Source organism: Longimicrobium terrae, from assembly GCF_014202995.1.
In the GTDB taxonomy this organism is placed as follows: domain Bacteria; phylum Gemmatimonadota; class Gemmatimonadetes; order Longimicrobiales; family Longimicrobiaceae; genus Longimicrobium; species Longimicrobium terrae.
In genome coordinates, this window is record NZ_JACHIA010000035.1 from 1 (window position 1) to 17,940 (window position 17,940).

Sequence of the window (17,940 nt, forward strand, 5' to 3'; positions counted from 1 at the left end):
CTTCGATGCTGAGCATTGTGGTATTCTCGGGCTAAAGGACCGCCCAAGTGTACACCGAGCGCACCGAATGTATCCCGAAACTCACACCAAGCGTTGAAGTCGCGGCAACAACGGCGCAAAGTCCGCCTGCGCGGACTGCGGCGGATGCATCGGCGCCAAGTGCCGAGATCGTTGCTGGGAGTGGACTTTCGCCACGCGCCAAAGCCCCTCGCCTGTCATCCTGAGCGAGCGGCGACGCCGATCCATCGGTCGCGCCGAGCCATGCAGCGAGTCGAAGGATCTTGCCACATGGCTGGCCGCGAGCGCCCCCGCCTTAGTCTGAGCGGGCCTCTGCTGTCGTGCGCTTCGCCGACTGCCGTGGCAAGATCCTTCGACGTCGCGCCACGGTCCGGCGCGACGGACGGTCCCGCGCGGCGCTCCGCTCAGGATGACAGGCCTCTTCGCGACCCGGCCATGCACGGGCGGCCGCGCCGCTTCAACCGGAACGCGCCGAAGCCGCGGATGCAGTCCGCGGAGGCGGACTTCGTGCTTTTCCAGCGGCGAATTCATTCGCTCCTGGAGGGCGGAAACGCGGTACGGTGGGTGACGGACAAAGGCTGAGGCCACAGTCCGCGAAGGCGGACTTCGCGCCGTTGTTGCCGCGACTTCAGTCGCCCCGGCCCTGTCAGCCCGCGGGATCCGGCTCACTTATCCGGTGGCCCCGACTCGGCCGGCGGCGGGCTCAAGACCAGTCAGCCAGCAAGCCTCGGCAGACACGAGCGGATTGATCAACATCAAAGGAAAACCGATGATGCACTACCTTCCCGGCCCGGCGGAAACGCGCCGGATGACCACCTCGGAACTACGCGCGGCCTTTCTGCTGGAAGACCTCTTCCGCCCCGGCGAGGTAACGCTGCGCTTCGTGGACCTGGACCGCGCCGTCGTGGGGGCGGTCGTCCCCACCGACGGCCCGCTCTCGCTCGACGCGCCGGAAGCCATGGCCGCCGAGTACTTTACCGAGCGCCGCGAGCTGGGCATCCTGAACGTGGGCGCCGCGGGGAGCGTGACGGTGGATGGAGAGCGCTTCGCCCTTCAGACGCGCGACGTGCTGTACGTGGGGCGCGGCAGCCGCGACATCCGCTTCGAGAGCGATGATGCTTCATCGCCCGCGCTCTTCTACCTCATCAGCTACCCGGCGCACGCGTCGCATCCCACCACGCTGGTGCGCGAGGCGGACGCGGAGGCCAACGAGTTGGGCTCGCAGGAAACAGCCAACCGCCGCATCCTGCGCAAGTACATCCATCCCAATGGCGTCACCAGCGCGCAACTGGTGATGGGCGTCACCGAGCTGCTGGAGGGCAACGTGTGGAACACCATGCCCTCCCACACGCACGCGCGGCGGACGGAAATCTACCTGTACTTCCAGGTGCCGCAGGACTCCGTCGTCATCCATCTGATGGGCGAACCGGACGAAAGCCGCCACCTGGTAATGCGCGATGAGCAGGTGGCGCTGTCTCCAGGATGGTCCATCCACTCCGGCTGCGGCACCCGCGGCTACACCTTCTGCTGGGCGATGGGCGGCGAAAACCAGGTGTTCGCCGACATGCAGGCCGTCGCCATGGACACCCTCCGCTGATCCGCACGATGCAACGCACACCGATTCTGTTCGCCGCCGCGGCCGCGCTGCTCGCCGCGCCCGCCGCCGCGCAGTCCGTCACCATCCGCGCGGAAAACCCGCTGAACGAGGCGCGCCGCGACGAGGTCATCGCCCTCTCCTGGTCCGCCCTGCGCTCCGCCCTCCCCGCCCTGCGCGCCGAGGCCGTGCGCGTGGTGGATGCGGCGGGAAACGAGTATCCGGTGCAGGTGCTGGACGCGGATGGAGACGCCGCGCCGGACTCGCTGCTGGTGCTGAGCGACTTTTCGCCCCGCGAGCGGCGGGAATGGCGTGTGGAGCCGCGCGCCGCCTCGTCCCCCGCCGCGCCTCGCGTGCACGCCAAGCATGACGAGCACCGCGACGACGTGGCGTGGGAAAGCGACCGCGTCGCCTTTCGCATCTACGGCCAGGGGCTGTGGAACGCGAAGGAATTCGAGCCGCTGGTGAGCAGCGGCGTGGACATCTGGCCCAAGCGCGTCCGCGACCTGATCGTGGACCAGTGGTACGCGCGCGGCCACGACCAGTACCACCGCGATGTAGGCCAGGGCGCCGACTTCTACTCGGTCGGGCCCACGCTCGGCGCCGGCGGCGTGGGCGTGCTGCGCGACGGCAAGGTGATCAGCGCGCGCAACTTCCGCGGCTACCGCATCCTGAGCGACGGGCCGATCCGCGCGTCGTTCGAGCTGACCTACGATCCGTGGGACGCCAACGGCGTGATGGTGAACGAGACGCGCCGGTTTTCCGTGGATGCCGGGAGCAACCTGTACCGCATGGAAACCACGTTCCGCACGGCGGATGGAAGTGATCTGCCGTTCGTGACGGGAACGGTAAAGCGCGAAGGGCTCGTCGGGAGCAACCGCCGCAGCGGGCCCATGGGATGGCTGGCCACCTGGGGCCCGGTGGAGCGCAAGAACGGCGGCCACGGCAACCTGGCCACGGCGGTGCTGCTGGACAGCGCGCGCTTTATCGACGTGCAGGAGACGGCGGACCATTATCTGGTGACGAGCCGCGCGCGGTCCGGCGTGCCGGTGGTGCAGTACGCCGGCGCGGGATGGACTGCCAGCGGCGACTTCGCCACGGTGGAGGAGTGGTGGCGCTACCTGGACACCGCCGCCCGCCGCATCGCCAATCCCATCCGCGTCACCATGGGCTCCGCGACGCGCTGAGCGAGGCGGCGCACCGTTGCGCGTTCTGGTCAAAAGAAGACATGGCCCCGCGACTCGATGGAGTCGCGGGGCCATTCTCGTCTTCTCCGATTCATCCGAATCTGCGTAACTGTCCCGCCCACTCGTCAGGCGACTGGCCAGTAGATTCGCGTGAGGGGAAGAAGCACACGGCCCTGCGCATCGAACCGGTCGTAGTGCTCCACCACCAGCGATGCCAGATCATCAAGGTCTACCAGGGTCAGCGGAAAGCTCGCCCGCTCGGCCTCGTACTTCGCCTCCTGAGTGAAACCGCCGGTGCTCACGTACAGGCCGTTCTCCCCCGAGCGGAGCCCGCCCAGAAAGCTCCGGATCAGTGGAGCGCCGATGGGGTTCCTGGGCCGGTGCTTTACTTCGGCGACGATCCGCGGCGACTGAAAGCCCAGCCCGTCGGGAGACGCCGTCACATCGCGGCCCCGGTCGGGCCCCTTGCCGGTTACGCGAGCCTTGTATCCCATGGCTCGCAGCACGGACGCAGTCAGTTCTTCCATGTCCGAGGGGGACAGGCTCAGGAGGCGGTCCTTGATGAACTCGTGCGCTCGATCCACAAGATCGCGCCGGATCACCTCCCAGTCGGTTTCTGATTCGGGGCCCGTTTCCGGCTCCGCCTGGGGAAACGCCTCCGGGCTGGGCCGCGGGGGAAGCGGATCTTCATCGACGGAGCCAGCTTCAGCGCGAACCGCGAGCGCCTCCAGTTCCTGAGCTACATCCGGTCCAGGCTGGAACAGCGTCAACGTGCTGCCGAGAACGTTCCTGGACTCCACCGACAGATCGTCACGGTTCACCTGCGACGTCCAGGATACGGACCGCACATGGGCGTAATCAGGAACCCGGCCCGGCTCGTACTCATACCCGCCCGTGATTTCCCCAATCAGATACTGCCGCGTTGCCGGATCGTAGGTGATGACGCGATCACCGGGCTTCATCTCGCCGCGAAACCTCCAAGCCATGGAAGCAGCGTTCCCCAGCGCTCCAGGCTTCCGGTCCTGGCCGGTGTCCCAGATGCGCTGCCTCATCTCCGCCAGCGACTGGATCGGTGTGAAATCGCCGGACTCTCTGAACCCGATGGCCACACACTGCCGTTCCTTGAAAGCGTCAGCGAGGTAGCCCCGCTCACCAGCCCGAACCATCCAGAGCCGTTCCATACCTGACTCCAATCCTGAAGTTGAGATTGCCGGAATCACATCGCGGCTGAGCGGGCCGGGGCCCGCATCCATCTGCCTGCCTTCTGCGCAGCGTGGCCGCGACCCAGCGGGGCGTAGACGAACCCGAATTGCAGACGCAGGGGCCTGCGTCGTGCACACGTCCGGCGCGCTCCATCCGCCGGTGCGGCACAGGCCGGCGGTTGCGCGCGGCGACCCGGGGTTCCAACCGGGCGCGAAACGTACCGCGAATACGGCAAGACGATGTCAGCAACTTCAGCGTATGCGGCTCAAGGTCCCGACGCGCCCATCGCCCCGCTCACCATCGAGCGGCGCGAGCTTCGGCCCACGGATGTGCAGATCGAGATCCTGTACTGCGGCGTCTGCCACAGCGATCTGCACACGGCGCGAAACGAGTGGCAGCACACCGTCTATCCCGTCGTGCCCGGCCACGAGATCGTGGGCCGCGTGACGGCGGTCGGCTCGCAGGTCTCCAAGTTCCACGCCGGTGACCTGGCCGGCGTGGGATGCATGGTGGATTCCTGCCGCGAGTGCAGCAACTGCAAGCGCGGGCTAGAACAGTACTGCAAGGTGGGCAACGTGGGCACCTACAACGGCGTGGACCGCCACGACGGCTCCATCACCCGCGGCGGGTATTCGAAGCAGATCGTCGTCGATCAGGACTTCGTGCTGCGCGTGTCCGACAGCCTGCCGCTGCCCGGCGTGGCGCCGCTGCTGTGCGCGGGGATCACCACGTGGTCGCCGCTGCGCCACTGGAAGGTGGGCGCGGGGCACAAGGTGGGCGTCGTCGGCCTGGGCGGATTGGGCCACATGGCGGTCAAGCTGGCCGCCTCGTTCGGCGCGGAAGTCACCATGCTCAGCACGTCGCCGGACAAGGAAGCGGACGCGCGGCGGCTGGGCGCGCACAAGTTCGCCCTCACGCGCGACGCGGCGCAGCTTCAGGGGCTGGCGGGGTACTTCGATTTCATCATCGACACGGTTTCCGCCGAGCACGACTACAATCAGTACCTGCAGATGCTGGATACGGACGGCGTGATGATCTGCGTGGGCGCGCCGCCCACGCCGGCCCAGATCGCCGTCTTCGCGCTGATGGGCGGACGCCGCAGCCTGGCGGGATCGGGGATCGGCGGCATCGCTGAAACGCAGGAAATGCTGGATTACTGCGCCGAGCACGGCATCACCTCCGACGTGGAGGTGATCGACATCGCCACAATCAACGAGGCGTACGAGCGCATGCTCAGGAGCGACGTCCGCTACCGCTTCGTCATCGACATGGCCACGCTGGCCTGAGTCCGGCCGATACGGAACACGACGCCCCGGGAACCGATGCAGGCTCCCGGGGCGTCGTGCGTCCACAACTCAGGCGGATGGCCCTCGCGCAGCCATGCCGGGCCGCGGATCAACCGCATCCGTGATCCGGGGAAGCGATCCGGTTGCCGTCAGGCCAGCGACAGGCAGCGCTCCACGGCTTCCACGATCTCGCGCGGCTCGCACGGCTTGGTGAGATGGCAGAAGGCGCCCGCTTCGGCCGAGCGCTCGCGGTCCTCCGGCAGTGCCGAGGCGGTAAAGATGATGATGGGGATGGAGGCCGTCCGCGCGTCGTCCTTGATCTGGCGCGTCATCATCCACCCGTCCACCCGCGGCAGCCGCACGTCCATCAGCACCGCGTGCGGCCGGCGCTCCATGATCAGGAGCATCGCCTGGTCGGCATCCACCGCGGACAGCGTCTGGTAGCCGTGGTGGCGCAGAATGGTAGTGGCGATGTCCATGTGAGCCGCGTCGTCATCGACGATCAGCACGGTGGCAGCAGGCATGGGCAGCGGCGGGCAGAGGCCATCCAGGCGGGGCGCAGCGGAGCATCCCCGATCAACCCATGATGACGATCTGTTTCCGCGTAACGTCACGGGGCACCGCCGCTTGAGCCGTGCCGGCCGGGCCGTCACCACCACCTCCAGCCCATCCATCCTGACCGGCAGAGCGCCGGATGCAGCCACGGGGCGGACAAGCGATTTGCTCCGGGTCCGCATCGATGGCCTGCCGGTCATCCTCCCGCGCCCACCGGCTGCCGCGGGAATGGGCGCGGGTCTGCACAACCCCACCGGCATTGTGCCGTGCACAAAAAATCGCCCGAAAAGGAAAGAACTTCCACTCCTGGAAGGGTCCCCGGATCGTGACGGTTTCGCCGCAGGAAGGCGGCGAATCTCATCATCCACGCCTACCCCTTGAAATTCAGCGCAGAAGAGGGGATGTTGAAAAGGGAAGAAACCCTAACAAATTCACAGTGTGGCGTCTCGATCCCGGTCCGATGAATCAACATCGTTCTGGACGGGAACAAAAGAACACGTCATCTTTGTCCTGAGCACCACGCGGCCGCGTGCCTCATTCACCCTTTCGCGCGACGGGGTGGACGGGCGGCGGCGATCGCGGCGTGGTGCGCAGGTGCTGGCCGCGACGGTGCCCATGGGCATGGCGCGGCCACGCCGGACCGCGTCCTCGTGGCCCGGCCCGCACGCCGGAAAGTACCCCGGCGGGCGGAGGTTCGGCAGGCAGGATCGCGCGGAAAGACGTGCGCCGGCGGCCCGTGTACCGGGGAGGCCGCCGGCTTGGCCCCGGCCGTGACCTCCACGCGAACGGGATGGAACCGTGCGGAAGATCAACACTCGGGAGTTTCACCGCGCCACGCGCTCCACGCCGCGGGAAATCAACAGGAAGATCCTGCTGAACCTGGTGCGTGAGCTTCAACCCGTTTCCCGGGCGGACCTTGCGCGCCGCATGCACGTGGCGCGCGGCATGATCACGCAACTGGTGGACGAGCTCATCGACCAGGACGTCATTGCGGAAGGCGCCACCGCGAACGCACCCCGCGGGCGCAAACCCAAGCTGCTGTACGTCCGCACGCGCGACCGCTACGCCATTGCCGTGGACGTGCGGTTCAGCCGTACCCACGTGGCGCTCACGGACTTCGACGGCCGCCAGCTGGCCATGGAGACCTTTGAGACGGTGCTCAACGCCGACGATCTCGTGGAGTCCATCGCCGTTCGCGCCAACCACCTGATGGAAGGGCGCGATCCGGAATCGTGCGAAGGGATCGGCGTCGTGGTGCCGGGAATGATTCACCGGCGCACGGGGATGATCGTCAACTCGCCGCAGATGGGGTGGCGCGACGTGCCGCTGCGCGATTCGCTTTCCCGCGCCACGGGCCTGCGCGTGCTGATCGAGAACGCACCGATTGCGTCAGCGCTGGCGCACATGTGGCTGCCGCCGTTCAGCCACGACGGCGTCGACAACTTCGCCTACGTCACCGTGTCCGACGGCGTGGGCGTGAGCGTGGTGGATGACGGCGAGGTGTTTCGCGGCCATGGCGACATCGCCGGCGAGTTCGGCCACCTGCCGCTGAACCTGGACGGGCCGCGCTGCATGTGCGGGATGAAGGGGTGCCTGGAGGCGTACACCAGCAACCTGGCCACGCTGGCGCGCTACTTCGAGGTCGACGCCGCGGTTCCCGCCACGCGTGAGGCAATGCGCGGCTACGGATTCGGGATGGAAGACCTGATCGTGCGCATGCGCGGCGGCGACGCCAAGGCGGAGTGGGCCATCCGCGAAACGGGGCGGTACCTGGGAATCGGCCTGGGCGGCATCATCACCGCGCTGAGCCCGGCGCGGGTGATCGTGAGCGGCGAGATTACGCAGGCGTGGGACATCATCCGCGAGCCGATCGCGGCGGGTGTGCTGGCCCGCAGCCTCTCGCCCGAAGCGGCCGCAACGCCCATCGACATCGCCCTGACCGGCGACTCGTCCCGCATCCGCGGCGCCACCGCCCTGCTGGTGGCGCGCCGGTTCGCGGCGCCCAAGGTGGCGTAAACCGCACGACGGCGGATGGACAGGTGGATGACGGATCACACCTGATCCGCCATCTCGCAGACGCAGAACGCCCCGGCACCCTGGATCAGGCGCCGGGGCGTTCTTGCGTGGGAGGAGCGGCGGCGACGGCGTGAGGGATGATGGGCTCGGCGTGCGGCGCCGCCACCGCCCCGGCGGTTGAAACCGCGCCTCGAAAGACACGAAGTCCGCCTGCGCGGACTGCGGCGGCGGACCCCGGTCGCTTCCCCAATGCAGTGGAAGCCCCGAACGACGCCTGTGGGCGACGTGTCGGGAGTTCCCGCTGTTTGAGCGGCGGATTCATTCGCTCCAGACACTCGCCGCCGGGCCCAACTCCGCCGGAAAACCGAGCTCTCCGCCACACCCAATCCGTCACCCGCCCGCTCTCCCCGCGATCTCCATCGCGACGATGCCGTCCAGCACATCCCCGGCGGGAAAGGTGGCGAGCTCGGCCGCGAAGCGCTGCAGCCACGCCGTCCATCCCTCCGCGTCGTCCGCCGGTGCGGCACGGTGCGCGACGTACGGGGCGAACGCGGCGGTGCGCCACCGCTGGCCGTCGTGCAGCCAGGCGGCGGCGTACCCCACCGAGCCGCCCGCCGGCCCGGCGCCGCGAGCCTGCACCCGCACCGTCGCCCACACCGGGCCGGAGACGGCGTGCAGCAGCGGCACCTTTCCCGGCACCAGTTGAGTCCACGCGCACTCCGCGTACCCAGTCACCGGGTCCGCCTCGCCCGGCGGGGCGGGAATGCGCGGCCACGCAACAGCCGCCACGTTCGGCACCGCCACGAAGTCGCCCTGGTGCGTGTCCCATCGCAGCCGCTCGGGATACGCGTCGGACTTGGCCCACCCGGACAGCGCGGCGGGCTCGGTCCAGCGCATCGGCGAATCCACGCGGAACCGCTGCTGGTCCCGCATCCACTTCACCCAGCTCTGAAACTCGCGGTGCAGATGGCGGCGCGCCTGCTCCGCGTCGCTCGTCCGGATCGGCCGGCCCAGGCGGGCGTCGTTGTCGTCGCGCTCCAGCCACGCCTCCGCCAACCGGCCTTCCTCGCGGCACTCCATCATGTGCACGGTGGTGGCGCGTGTGCGCATCTCGCCGGTGCTGCGCCCGCCCTCGCTGCTGTACACGTGCACCACGCGACCCGCCATCCGGTGCGTACCCGTGCGCGCGTGCTCCAGCATGCCGTCGTACAGCGCCTGGTGCCGGGGGCAGCGCCACGCCTGGGGATCCCGGCGGCTGTCCTGCAGAACGGCCAGCACGTCACCCGCGCGCCAGCCCAGCCCGGACTCACTGATCACGCCATTGGCGGGTACTTCGATCCACGGAACGCCGAGTGTGCGGTACTTGTCGGATTTGGCGCTGTCCACGCGGTGATGGACGTGAATCTCGACGGCGCCTACCTCCCGTCCATCCCGCAGCAGCATGAGGTCCGCGCGCAAGGACGGAAGTGCGCTTTCGACACGGACTTCGTCCCACTCCACCGGCCACGGCTCCACCGGCGCGGCGCGGCAGAACTCGCTTCGCTTCGCCTCCGCCGCGCCCGCGCAGACGGGCCGGATGGCGATGCCGCGCCCGCCCTCCGCCAGCGCGACGGACAGGTGGATCTTGGCGGCCAGGTGCAGCGCGCCTTCCCCGCCAGCGGCCGCACAGTCCGAGTCGGGTCGATGGCCGTAGTGGTGGCGGTTCCGGGTACCCAGCCGCAGTGTCACGCGCTCCAGGCAGACGGGACAGAACGCGGCCGGCCGGCTTCCGCGGGGGAGCGGCGCGTACGCGGTGATGGGAACGAGCAGGTACTCCGTTCCGCCCGAATCCGCCACCAGCTGCTTGCCTTCCGCTACGAACCGGCGTCGCGCCAGCGCGGATGCGGGCGTGCGCGGCGCGCCCTCCGCCGCATCGGTTGCCGCCACGTACGCCCACGCCAGCCGACGCTCCACGCGCGGCGCGCGGGCCGTTGCCCCGGCGGTCACGTCACTCCCGCCAGCGCGGAACCCGGCAGTCGCACCCTTCGCCCTCGCGGCCGCATCTCCACACATTTCACGACGGCGACGTGACCGCGCATGTACCCATGTGCGGTCGCGCCCGTGGCGGAAGAAGAGAAAGTCGGTTGCATCACGAGCGCGCGATCGCCGGAGTGGCCGGATCTGTCTGCCGCAGATGGAGTTGACACATCGGAGGCGGATAACGTTCGCCTGCCGGTAAAAGTACGTCGGCATGTCCGGGGGAATCAACCATCATGGACAAACCTGCCGGTCCGCTTTCCGCCGTCGCTGGCGCGCATGGGCCCGGACGGTTCTAATCATCCGCCGAACAAACCTCCAAGCGCATCCCCGGCTGGCGGACCCTCTGGACGAATCGTGAGATGCAGATTCTCGATACGGTGTACGTGTGGGACTGGTGCCGCACTCTTGGCGCACTGGACGAGGATGCCGTGCGTTCCCGGGTTCGTCCGGACCCGTCGCTGACGCACCGCTCGCAGGTCGTGTTTGCTCCCAACGGCCCGACCGGTTATGAACCCGCGGTGGCGGCTTCCGTCGTGGATGCGCTCGGCACCTGGGACGAGTGCCTGCTCTGGGTCACCGCCTGGGGCATCTGGCCGTCATCAGAAGACTGGCCCCGCTACTACGCGTGGCGCGGGCGTCAGGGATCGCGCCTCTCGCTTGAAGCCGCGCCCGGCCATCTTGCCACGCGCGAGGACGAAGCGGAATTCCGTGAAGTCGTTCTGCAGGTGCTTGAGAACGGCTGGGATGCGTGGCTGCTTGCGGCTCGTGGCGGCAAACTGCTGCCACTCCGAATCCGCCTCTCGCATGATGGCTGGGCGTTGATGGAAGCATCCGAGCCGGTGGTGCTCAATGTCCCCGGGCTGAAAACGGATACGGCACCCCCGCACACCATTTTCCGCCGGTGAGAACGTTCATCGCGGCGGAGTGTGGATTCCGATCGATCATATAAGCAGCAGGGGCGACAAACCGCACCCCCTTTTGCTCCCCGCCTCCACGGGCTCTCCCATGCTTCGGCTCGGAAACACGGTTGTACTCGCGCTGGCGCTTTCCGCGTGCTCCCGGCCTGCCGGAGATCCGTACTTTCGCAAGCATTCTCCAGAGCTTCTCCCAGCTCAGGCGGGTATCGCGATCGAGAAGGGTGTACCCGCGGAAGCCGCGGCGCGGATCGCGGCGCGCTTCCGGCGCGACTCCCCGGGTGCCGCTCTCCTTCGCGTCTACCAGGTTCCGGGACTGCCGGACAGGCACCTTGTCGTGACCCACAGCGAAGCGGACACGGCGGATTACGGACTCCGGTTCGTGCTCGTCGCCTTCGGGCCCGGCGGGGTTACGGAAGTCGCGCGGTCACGGGGGATGGCGGATAGCGAATGGCTCGAGCCGGTCTTCTTCGGGGACGGAGACTGCCAGTTCGTGCTCGCGGATACGGGTGCGGAAACGAGTTGGGGATTGGAAGCGTTCCGGCTCTGCCACGACTCGCTGACAGCGTTGGGACCGATCAACGTCTCCCTGCCCGCCGGAGACGCGAGCACGGAGGTGGCGGAGAACCCTCTCCCGTTCGCCCGCATGCGGCGGGATTCGAGCGGCGTCGTCGTGGAGTTCGGGACGGACCTGGTGCTGTGGATCACCGATCCATCCACGCGGGCAGTGCACGATTCCATCGTGAATATGGAGGAGGGCCGGCCCATCACATTCCGACTGGCCGGCGGCTCGTTCCATCGCATGGGGCGAGAGTAGTTCTTCCATTAACCGCGGTAATGCCTTTCAGGCGAGGCTGCTCCCGCCCGCCGCAACCCACACCACCATGAGCATGGATCAAATGATGGATCCCGACGAGTTCGGGGGCACCCTTGTCCGGATCTCCGGCCTGGATGAAGCCGCGGCGCTCTCACCCGACACTGAGGGTGTGTTCGTGAGTGCCCCCTCGGAGGCACTGTTCGCGACACTCGCGGCACGCCTTCCCGGGCTGAGGCACATCATCACCGACGGCAATACGGGGGGCGTTACGGACGCCGCTGTCGCCCATCTGGCGGCATTGGGGAGTTTGGAGACGCTGGATCTGGAGTGGAGCGCCATCACGGACGCAAGCCTGGCCGTACTGGCGGGTCTGCCCGCGCTGCAGTGGGTAGACCTGGGATCCGTCGCGGCCGTGACGGCGGAGGGGTTGAACGCGCTCCGCGCCGCGCGGCCGAATCTGGAAATCGAGACGTAACACGAAGCCGTTCGGCTCACCATCTGGACGCACGCGACGGGCGATCATGTCATGGGCCGGCCAGCGCGCGCACCACCTGCTTCAGCCCGTCCACCGAACTGGGATAGACGGGCTGCCATCCCAGGTCGCGGATCGCCTTCTCGTTGGAAACCGCCAGCCGGGTCGTCATCATGGTGGCGGCATACGGCATGGTGAGGCGCGCGATCCACAGCGGAAGCCGCCACGGAGCGGGTGCCCCGCTCTCCCGCGCCGCGCGGCGAAAGAACTCGTTCATGCTCACCGGGTCGCTGTCCACCACGTTGTAGATCTCCCCCGCCCTTCCCCGCTCCAGCGCCGCGATCGTCGCGCTTGTGGCGTCATCCAGGTGGATGAACCCCGCCCGCCCGTCATCCGCACCGCGTACCACCGGAAGCCCGCGCATGCGCAGCATCCGCATGCTGAATTCCGTCGACGGGCTTTCCGCGCCGTAGAAAAAGCCGAACCGCAGCGGGATCGCCTCGATGAGCCCCGCCCGATCCGCCGCGAGCATCTGGTCTTCCAGCGAACGCGTCCCGGCGACCACCTCGTTGAGCCACGGCACCGCCTCGGGGCCGCCGGGCGGATCCGCCTCCGTCACCAGCCTGTCCGCCGCGAATCCGTAGGCGTAGATGATGGACTCGCCCACCATTCTTTTTGCGCCAGCGGCGATGGCGGCTTTCAGCAGGTTGGCGGTTCCTTCGGTCTTCAGGCGCAGCGTGGGACGCACATGGGCCAGGCGCACGGGACCGTTCCGGGGCAGCGCGGTCAGCAGATGCAGCACGTGCGTGGGCGCCGCCTCGCGGACCACGCGGTCCAGCGCAGCCGCGTCCAGCGCGTCGGCGATGGCGGGAACCGCGCCCAGCCGCTCCAGCATGCCGCGTTTCTCCGCGGACCGCGTGAGGCCGGTAACGTGATGCCCCGCGGCGACCAGCGCCCGCACGACGGGCACTCCCAGCGTGCCGGTGGCCCCGGCGACAAAGACACGCATCATGGCCCGACCTCCTCGATGGTGAAACGGCGAGCCGTGCCAACTCGTTGCCGGCCAACGCCGTCCAGAAAGCGATGGGATTTCTCGCCGTGCCCGCCCGCCGCGGACCCTCCAATCCTTCCCAAGAGACGAGACAGCGGACGTTCTGTGACAGCCCGATGCGCGGAGCCCGGATCCCGCCATCGACGGGTCACATCGAACCCATCCGCCGCGCCGGCCCGCATCAGCCGCGATGTCTGGATCGGGAGAGCGCACCCGCATCACACGAATCACTCAGACGCGGCCACCGCGCGCACCGTACGCGCCTCGCCCCGCACTCTCAGCCGAGTGGTCGGGCGCCGGTACAGGTACAGTTTCGTTGCGGGGGACCCCTTGTGTTCCGCGCGGGTACCAGTAATTTGGAAGAAGTTCTTCCAATTACCCGTGAGGTTCGGGGAGATGAGCATGAAGACCGTATTCGCCAAAGAAAACAAGCCGGCCTGCGAACTGGGCCGCGCCGAGGAACTGGTGGACGTAATGTTTGCCACCAGCAAGGAGTTGCGCCACCAGGCCGAGCAGATTCTGGGCAAGGAGTTCGTCCGCACCGAGGTGGTGCACGAGGATGAGTTGTCCGCGCAGATGGTGCTGCGCCCGGACGGCATGCCGGAGATCCACGTGTACGCCGCGCGCGAGCGGCACTGGTATCCGTACCGCATCACGCGCGTCGACAGCGTCGTGCGCTGAACGGTCGTTCGACCGGGTGTGAATACCTGCCCGTTTGCGCCACAGGCGGGCGCACGAAGGGCAGCCGCCGCGTAGCGGAGCGGCGCCTCCGTCCGGGATGAGCTTCGCGGGCCGTCCTGGCGGAATCCGACACAACAGAAGCGGGCGATCACCATCGTGATCGCCCGCTTGCGTCGTTCCCGCTGACTCAGCCGAGGCGGATAACGGTACCTTCGGCCGAGGACCGGCGGGCCGCTTCCATGATCTCCAGCCCCGCGACCGCCTCCATGGGGTCCACCGGCGGCGGCGTGCCGTCGCGCAGCGCGGCGGCGATTCCGGCGTAGTAGTCGGGATACGCGCCGGCCTCGGTGCGGACGGGCATCCACTCCGCTTCCGTGCCCATGCGGCCCCACGCAGCGCGCGGTTCCTCGCTCCAGCCCGGCGCGGGGCGCTCGCCCGCGCGCAGGGCGGCCTCCTGCACGTCCATCCCCATCTTCACGTACGCCGCGCGGGTGCCCATCACCCGGAACCGCGGGCCGTGATCCGGCGCGGCCAGGCTCATCCACAGATGCGAGCGCACGCCGGAGCCGTGCGTCAGCGCGAGGAACGCGTCGTCGTCCACCGCGGCACCGGGGCGGCGCACGTTCACCTCGGCGAACACGTGCGACACGGGGCCGAACAGCACCAGCGCCTGATCAATCAGATGCGGACCCAGATCGAACAGAACGCCGCCCGCCTCCGCCGGGTCCGCGCGCTCGCGCCAGCCGCCGCGCAGCGCGGGGCGCCACCGCTCAAATCGCGACTCGAAGCGGACAACGTCGCCCAGTGCGCCCTCGGCCAGCAGGCGGCGGAGGGTGAGAAAGTCCCCATCCCACCGCCGGTTGTGGTAGACGGAAAGCAGCAGCCTCAGCGCCCGCGCCTTGTCGACCAGCGCGCGCCCCTCCTGCGAGGTGACGGCAAAGGGCTTGTCGATGACGACGGGGAGCCCGGCATCCAGCGCGGCGTGGGCCAGCGGAGCGTGCGTGCGATTGGGTGAGGCGACCACCACCAGGTCCACCGCATCCGCCTGCTCCCACAGCCGCTCGGCGGATGGGACGACTTCCACACCCGGATGTTCGGCGCGGGCCTGCGCGGCACGATCCGCGTTTCCCGTCACCACCGCGGCAACGCGCATCCCCGGAACGGAGGCGATGAGCGGTGCGTGAAAGACGGAGCCGGCCGGCCCATATCCAATGATCGCCACGCGGATCTCCGCGCCCTCCCATGTTTCCGTCATCCCTTCTCCGTCATCGTCAGGTCAATCCCGAACGGGTGCACACCGTCGTGCCAGGCTGCCCGGTTGCTGGATGGCATGCACAGAAGACGCCGCATCCGGGCGCAGGCCGTTCAGCGGCTCAATCCCCCGATCCGCCGCGAACGTCGAGGTTCCCCATCCTGTCCGGCGTGCCCGTCTCACCTCTTCCGCCAGAAGCAGCACACACCGAAATCGCAGGCTGCGGGCGGAGAATGCAGTGCGGGCAAGGCAGGCGACCGCCGCACGGACCGGAAGCGGGCGAGCGGAAAGCTTGACGGGCGCGGGGCTGGCGACCGAATTTCCGTATTGGCTCGACTGAGAACTATTGCGCCGCCTCGGCCTGGCGACGCTTCCAAGGCTCCGCAAGCACCCCGGCCCTGCCCGGATGGCGCGCGGTTCCCCTCACCGGCGTTGACCGTGCGCAAGATCGACCCTCGCAATTTTCAGCGCGCAACCCGAACCACGGGCAAGGACATCAACCGGCAGATCGTGCTGAACCTCGTTCGCGAGTATCAGCCGATTTCCCGCGCCGACCTGGCGCGCCGCATGGAGGTGGCGCGCGGGATGGTAAGCCCGCTGGTTAACGAACTGATCGAGATCGGTCTGCTGTACGAGGCGTCCACCGGCACCTCGCGCCGCGGGCGCAAGCCCACGCTGCTGCACGTGCGCGACCACGACCGGCTGGTGGTGGGGATTGACGTGCGGCTGAGCCAGACGCAGGCCATGCTGGCCGATTTCGCCGGTCGCACGCTGGCCATGGAGGCGTTTCGCACCCCCGCGCAGCCGGAGGAGCTGGTGGTGCAGCTGGCGTCGCGCGTGCGGCGGCTTCTGGAAGCCCACGCGTCGGATGGAGAGTGCCAGGGGATCGGCCTGGTGGTTCCCGGCATGGTGGATCGCGACACCGGACGGCTCGTAAACGCGCCGACGCTGGGCTGGCGCGACGTGGACCTGCGCGATGCGCTGCAGACGGCGACGGGGATTGAGGTGCACATCGAGCGCGACGCGGTGGCGTGCGCGCACGCGCAGATGTGGCTGGGCCGGCAGGCGGGAAATGGATTGGAAAGCTTTGCCTACGTCACCTTTTCCGACGGCGTGGGTGCGGGCGTGGTGGTGGACGGGCGCGTGGTTCGCGGGCACGGCAACGCGGCCGGGGAGTTCGGCCACATTCCGCTCACCATGGAAGGCCCGGCCTGCCAGTGCGGCTCGCGCGGATGCTGGGAGGCGTACACCTCCAACGCGGCGATCGTGGCGCGCTACCTGGGGCGGGAACTGTCTGACCGTGAAAGCTACGCGACCATCCGTGACACCGGGATGGGCGTACCGGACGTGATCTCCCGCGCGCGTGCGGGGGATGCCGTAGCCCTGAAGACGCTGGAAACGACGGCGCGGCTGATGGGGCTGGGGCTGGCGGCAATCGTAAAAGCGGTGAACCCGGCGGGGATCGTGGTGGGCGGCGAGATCGCGGCCGCGTGGGACCTGATCGGCACCACGGTGGCGCACGCGATGGCGGAGCGCACCCTTACGACGGGCACCGCCGCGACGCCGCTCTTTCCCGAGGCATCGGACCAGCAGACGCGGCTCCGCGGCGCCGCGGCGCTCGTGGTGGCGCCCATGTTCGCGGCGCCCACCATCGGATAACGCCAGCGGGACATCATTTCCCGTTGGGCTGGGAACGGCATCTCACGCGGAGGTCGCGGAGGCCGCGGGGAGAAGATAAGAGAGAGGGTCCGGTCCGGGCGATGGCGCCATGGGACTGGACCCTCTCCGCTTTGATCGCGGTTGCTGCGCTTGGACGAGTTCCGCGCATCCCGGTCGCCGGGAGGCAGGAATGATTCAGCCGCGGTTCAGCGGAGCCGTCCGACACGGCGGGTGGGGATGACGACTTCCACCTGCACGCCGGGGAAGTAGGGCAAGTGCATGCGTACCGCGCTGTTGCGCCAGGGAAGCGGACCGGCCAGCTCCACCGTTCGGCTGCGCACGCGCATGCGGCCCCCCAACCGCCCCACTACGTGGGCCACGCGCTGCAGCCCCAGCCCGCGACCCGGCTCGGCAAAGCGGCTCCGGCCCCGCAGCAGCGCCTCCTGCACGGCGTACGGCTCCTCGTTCAACCCCAGCGAGCCGGCAAACCCCGACCCGGAATCCGCCACCGCAATGCGCAGTTCCCTGGGCGTGGTCTGCCACGCGGCCACCCACGCCGGCGCCTGCGCATGCTCGATGGCGTTGCGCGACAGGTCGCGGACCACACCGGACAGCGCCTGCGCCTCTGCGGGGAGCCAACCCAGGTCGGCCAGCCGCTCCGCGAAGCGCGGGCCCGCCACGTTTTCGGACAGCGGCGTCGCGCCGTCCGGAATGCGGACGGGCGGAATGAGCGCGCGCGGCGGAACAGGCAGCGCGGGCACCTCCACCCCGTGCACGCCGGCCAGAAGAACCAGCGTCAGCAGGGCGCCGGGCTCGGCCGCGCGCACGTAGCGGGCGTCGAAGCACGGGGGCGCCACCAGCGGCGTAAGCCGGTCCAGCAGTTCCTCCATGGCATCCGAATGCAGCCGGAACGGGAGCACGACCACGCTGTCGCCACTGGGGCGAAAGTGCGGGCCCGGCTCCTCCAGCGCGGCCCAGTCTCCTGCCATCGCGCGGGCTTCCGCCAAGCGCGGTTCTCGGGAGCGGTGCATCTTCTTCCTCTTCCGAACGCCCTGCGTTTCCTCCGAAATCCATTCGGAAGAATTCCTTCCAATTTCGCGGCAACTCCGTGAGGGATCAAGCCCTCGCGGCTGGACGCGCAGGAGAGATCCTCCGGCCAGCCGCTCTCATCGCAGAGCGACGCCCGGGTCACCTCCGCTATCCGGACACCTGCCTA

At 68.6% G+C, this 17,940-nt stretch carries 15 protein-coding genes; 9 read left to right on the top strand and 6 right to left on the bottom strand.

Annotation, left to right across the window (positions count from 1 at the left end):
- Positions 1-787 precede the first annotated feature (787 nt).
- Positions 788-1,615 (top strand): 5-dehydro-4-deoxy-D-glucuronate isomerase, encoded by an 828-nt coding sequence (kduI, locus tag HNQ61_RS27525; RefSeq protein ID WP_170031958.1) that lies wholly within the window; start codon positions 788-790, stop codon positions 1,613-1,615.
- A gap of 8 nt (positions 1,616-1,623) precedes the next feature.
- Complete coding sequence (locus HNQ61_RS27530; protein WP_170031961.1) at positions 1,624-2,799, top strand: DUF4861 domain-containing protein; 1,176 nt, start codon at positions 1,624-1,626, stop codon at positions 2,797-2,799.
- A gap of 125 nt (positions 2,800-2,924) precedes the next feature.
- Here HNQ61_RS27530 and HNQ61_RS27535 read toward each other — a convergent pair whose 3' ends face one another.
- The gene (locus tag HNQ61_RS27535; protein WP_205761181.1) at positions 2,925-3,980 is read right to left on the bottom strand and encodes a restriction endonuclease; all 1,056 of its coding nucleotides are present in this window, start codon (positions 3,978-3,980) and stop codon (positions 2,925-2,927) included.
- A gap of 261 nt (positions 3,981-4,241) precedes the next feature.
- Between HNQ61_RS27535 and HNQ61_RS27540 the strand changes: the two genes are divergently transcribed.
- Entirely contained in the window at positions 4,242-5,288 is a 1,047-nt protein-coding gene (locus HNQ61_RS27540) for an NAD(P)-dependent alcohol dehydrogenase (protein ID WP_170031964.1), read from the top strand.
- Positions 5,289-5,437: 149 nt separating this feature from the next.
- On the opposite strand, the gene HNQ61_RS27545 is transcribed toward HNQ61_RS27540, so the two are convergent.
- Complete coding sequence (locus HNQ61_RS27545) at positions 5,438-5,812, bottom strand: response regulator (protein ID WP_170031967.1); 375 nt, start codon at positions 5,810-5,812, stop codon at positions 5,438-5,440.
- An 829-nt stretch (positions 5,813-6,641) separates the two neighbouring features.
- Here HNQ61_RS27545 and HNQ61_RS27550 point away from each other — a divergent pair.
- Positions 6,642-7,859: an ROK family protein gene (locus HNQ61_RS27550; RefSeq protein WP_170031970.1), complete on the top strand. Its 1,218-nt coding sequence runs from the start codon at positions 6,642-6,644 to the stop codon at positions 7,857-7,859.
- A gap of 390 nt (positions 7,860-8,249) precedes the next feature.
- Here the strand turns inward: HNQ61_RS27550 and HNQ61_RS27555 are convergent, their stop codons facing one another.
- Entirely contained in the window at positions 8,250-9,845 is a 1,596-nt protein-coding gene (locus HNQ61_RS27555; RefSeq protein WP_170031973.1) for a competence protein CoiA family protein, read from the bottom strand.
- Positions 9,846-10,237: 392 nt separating this feature from the next.
- Here HNQ61_RS27555 and HNQ61_RS27560 point away from each other — a divergent pair, with 392 nt between their 5' ends.
- The 3 genes from HNQ61_RS27560 (at position 10,238) to HNQ61_RS27570 (ending at position 12,084) form a co-directional block, all read left to right on the top strand.
- A complete protein-coding gene (locus HNQ61_RS27560; RefSeq protein ID WP_170031976.1) occupies positions 10,238-10,783 on the top strand; it encodes a hypothetical protein in 546 nt (181 codons plus the stop codon).
- Positions 10,784-11,129: 346 nt separating this feature from the next.
- Entirely contained in the window at positions 11,130-11,609 is a 480-nt protein-coding gene (locus tag HNQ61_RS27565; protein WP_170031979.1) for a hypothetical protein, read from the top strand.
- Between the two features lie 85 nt (positions 11,610-11,694).
- Positions 11,695-12,084, top strand: a complete 390-nt coding sequence (locus HNQ61_RS27570; protein ID WP_183685869.1) for a hypothetical protein — start codon at positions 11,695-11,697, stop codon at positions 12,082-12,084.
- A gap of 49 nt (positions 12,085-12,133) precedes the next feature.
- Here HNQ61_RS27570 and HNQ61_RS27575 read toward each other — a convergent pair whose 3' ends face one another.
- Positions 12,134-13,093 carry an NAD-dependent epimerase/dehydratase family protein gene (locus HNQ61_RS27575; RefSeq protein ID WP_170031985.1) on the bottom strand — a complete coding sequence of 320 codons (960 nt, stop codon included), beginning with the start codon at positions 13,091-13,093 and terminating at the stop codon, positions 12,134-12,136.
- Positions 13,094-13,534: 441 nt separating this feature from the next.
- On the opposite strand from HNQ61_RS27575, the gene HNQ61_RS27580 reads away from it, so the two are divergent.
- A complete protein-coding gene (locus HNQ61_RS27580) occupies positions 13,535-13,813 on the top strand; it encodes a hypothetical protein (RefSeq protein ID WP_170031988.1) in 279 nt (92 codons plus the stop codon).
- Between the two features lie 187 nt (positions 13,814-14,000).
- On the opposite strand, the gene HNQ61_RS27585 is transcribed toward HNQ61_RS27580, so the two are convergent.
- Positions 14,001-15,068 (bottom strand): Gfo/Idh/MocA family protein, encoded by a 1,068-nt coding sequence (locus HNQ61_RS27585; protein ID WP_170031991.1) that lies wholly within the window; start codon positions 15,066-15,068, stop codon positions 14,001-14,003.
- Positions 15,069-15,503: 435 nt separating this feature from the next.
- On the opposite strand from HNQ61_RS27585, the gene HNQ61_RS27590 reads away from it, so the two are divergent.
- Positions 15,504-16,724: an ROK family protein gene (locus tag HNQ61_RS27590; RefSeq protein ID WP_170031994.1), complete on the top strand. Its 1,221-nt coding sequence runs from the start codon at positions 15,504-15,506 to the stop codon at positions 16,722-16,724.
- Between the two features lie 206 nt (positions 16,725-16,930).
- On the opposite strand, the gene HNQ61_RS27595 is transcribed toward HNQ61_RS27590, so the two are convergent.
- On the bottom strand, positions 16,931-17,713 hold the full coding sequence (locus tag HNQ61_RS27595) for an ATP-binding protein (RefSeq protein WP_170031997.1): 783 nt from the start codon (positions 17,711-17,713) through the stop codon (positions 16,931-16,933).
- Positions 17,714-17,940 lie beyond the last annotated feature (227 nt).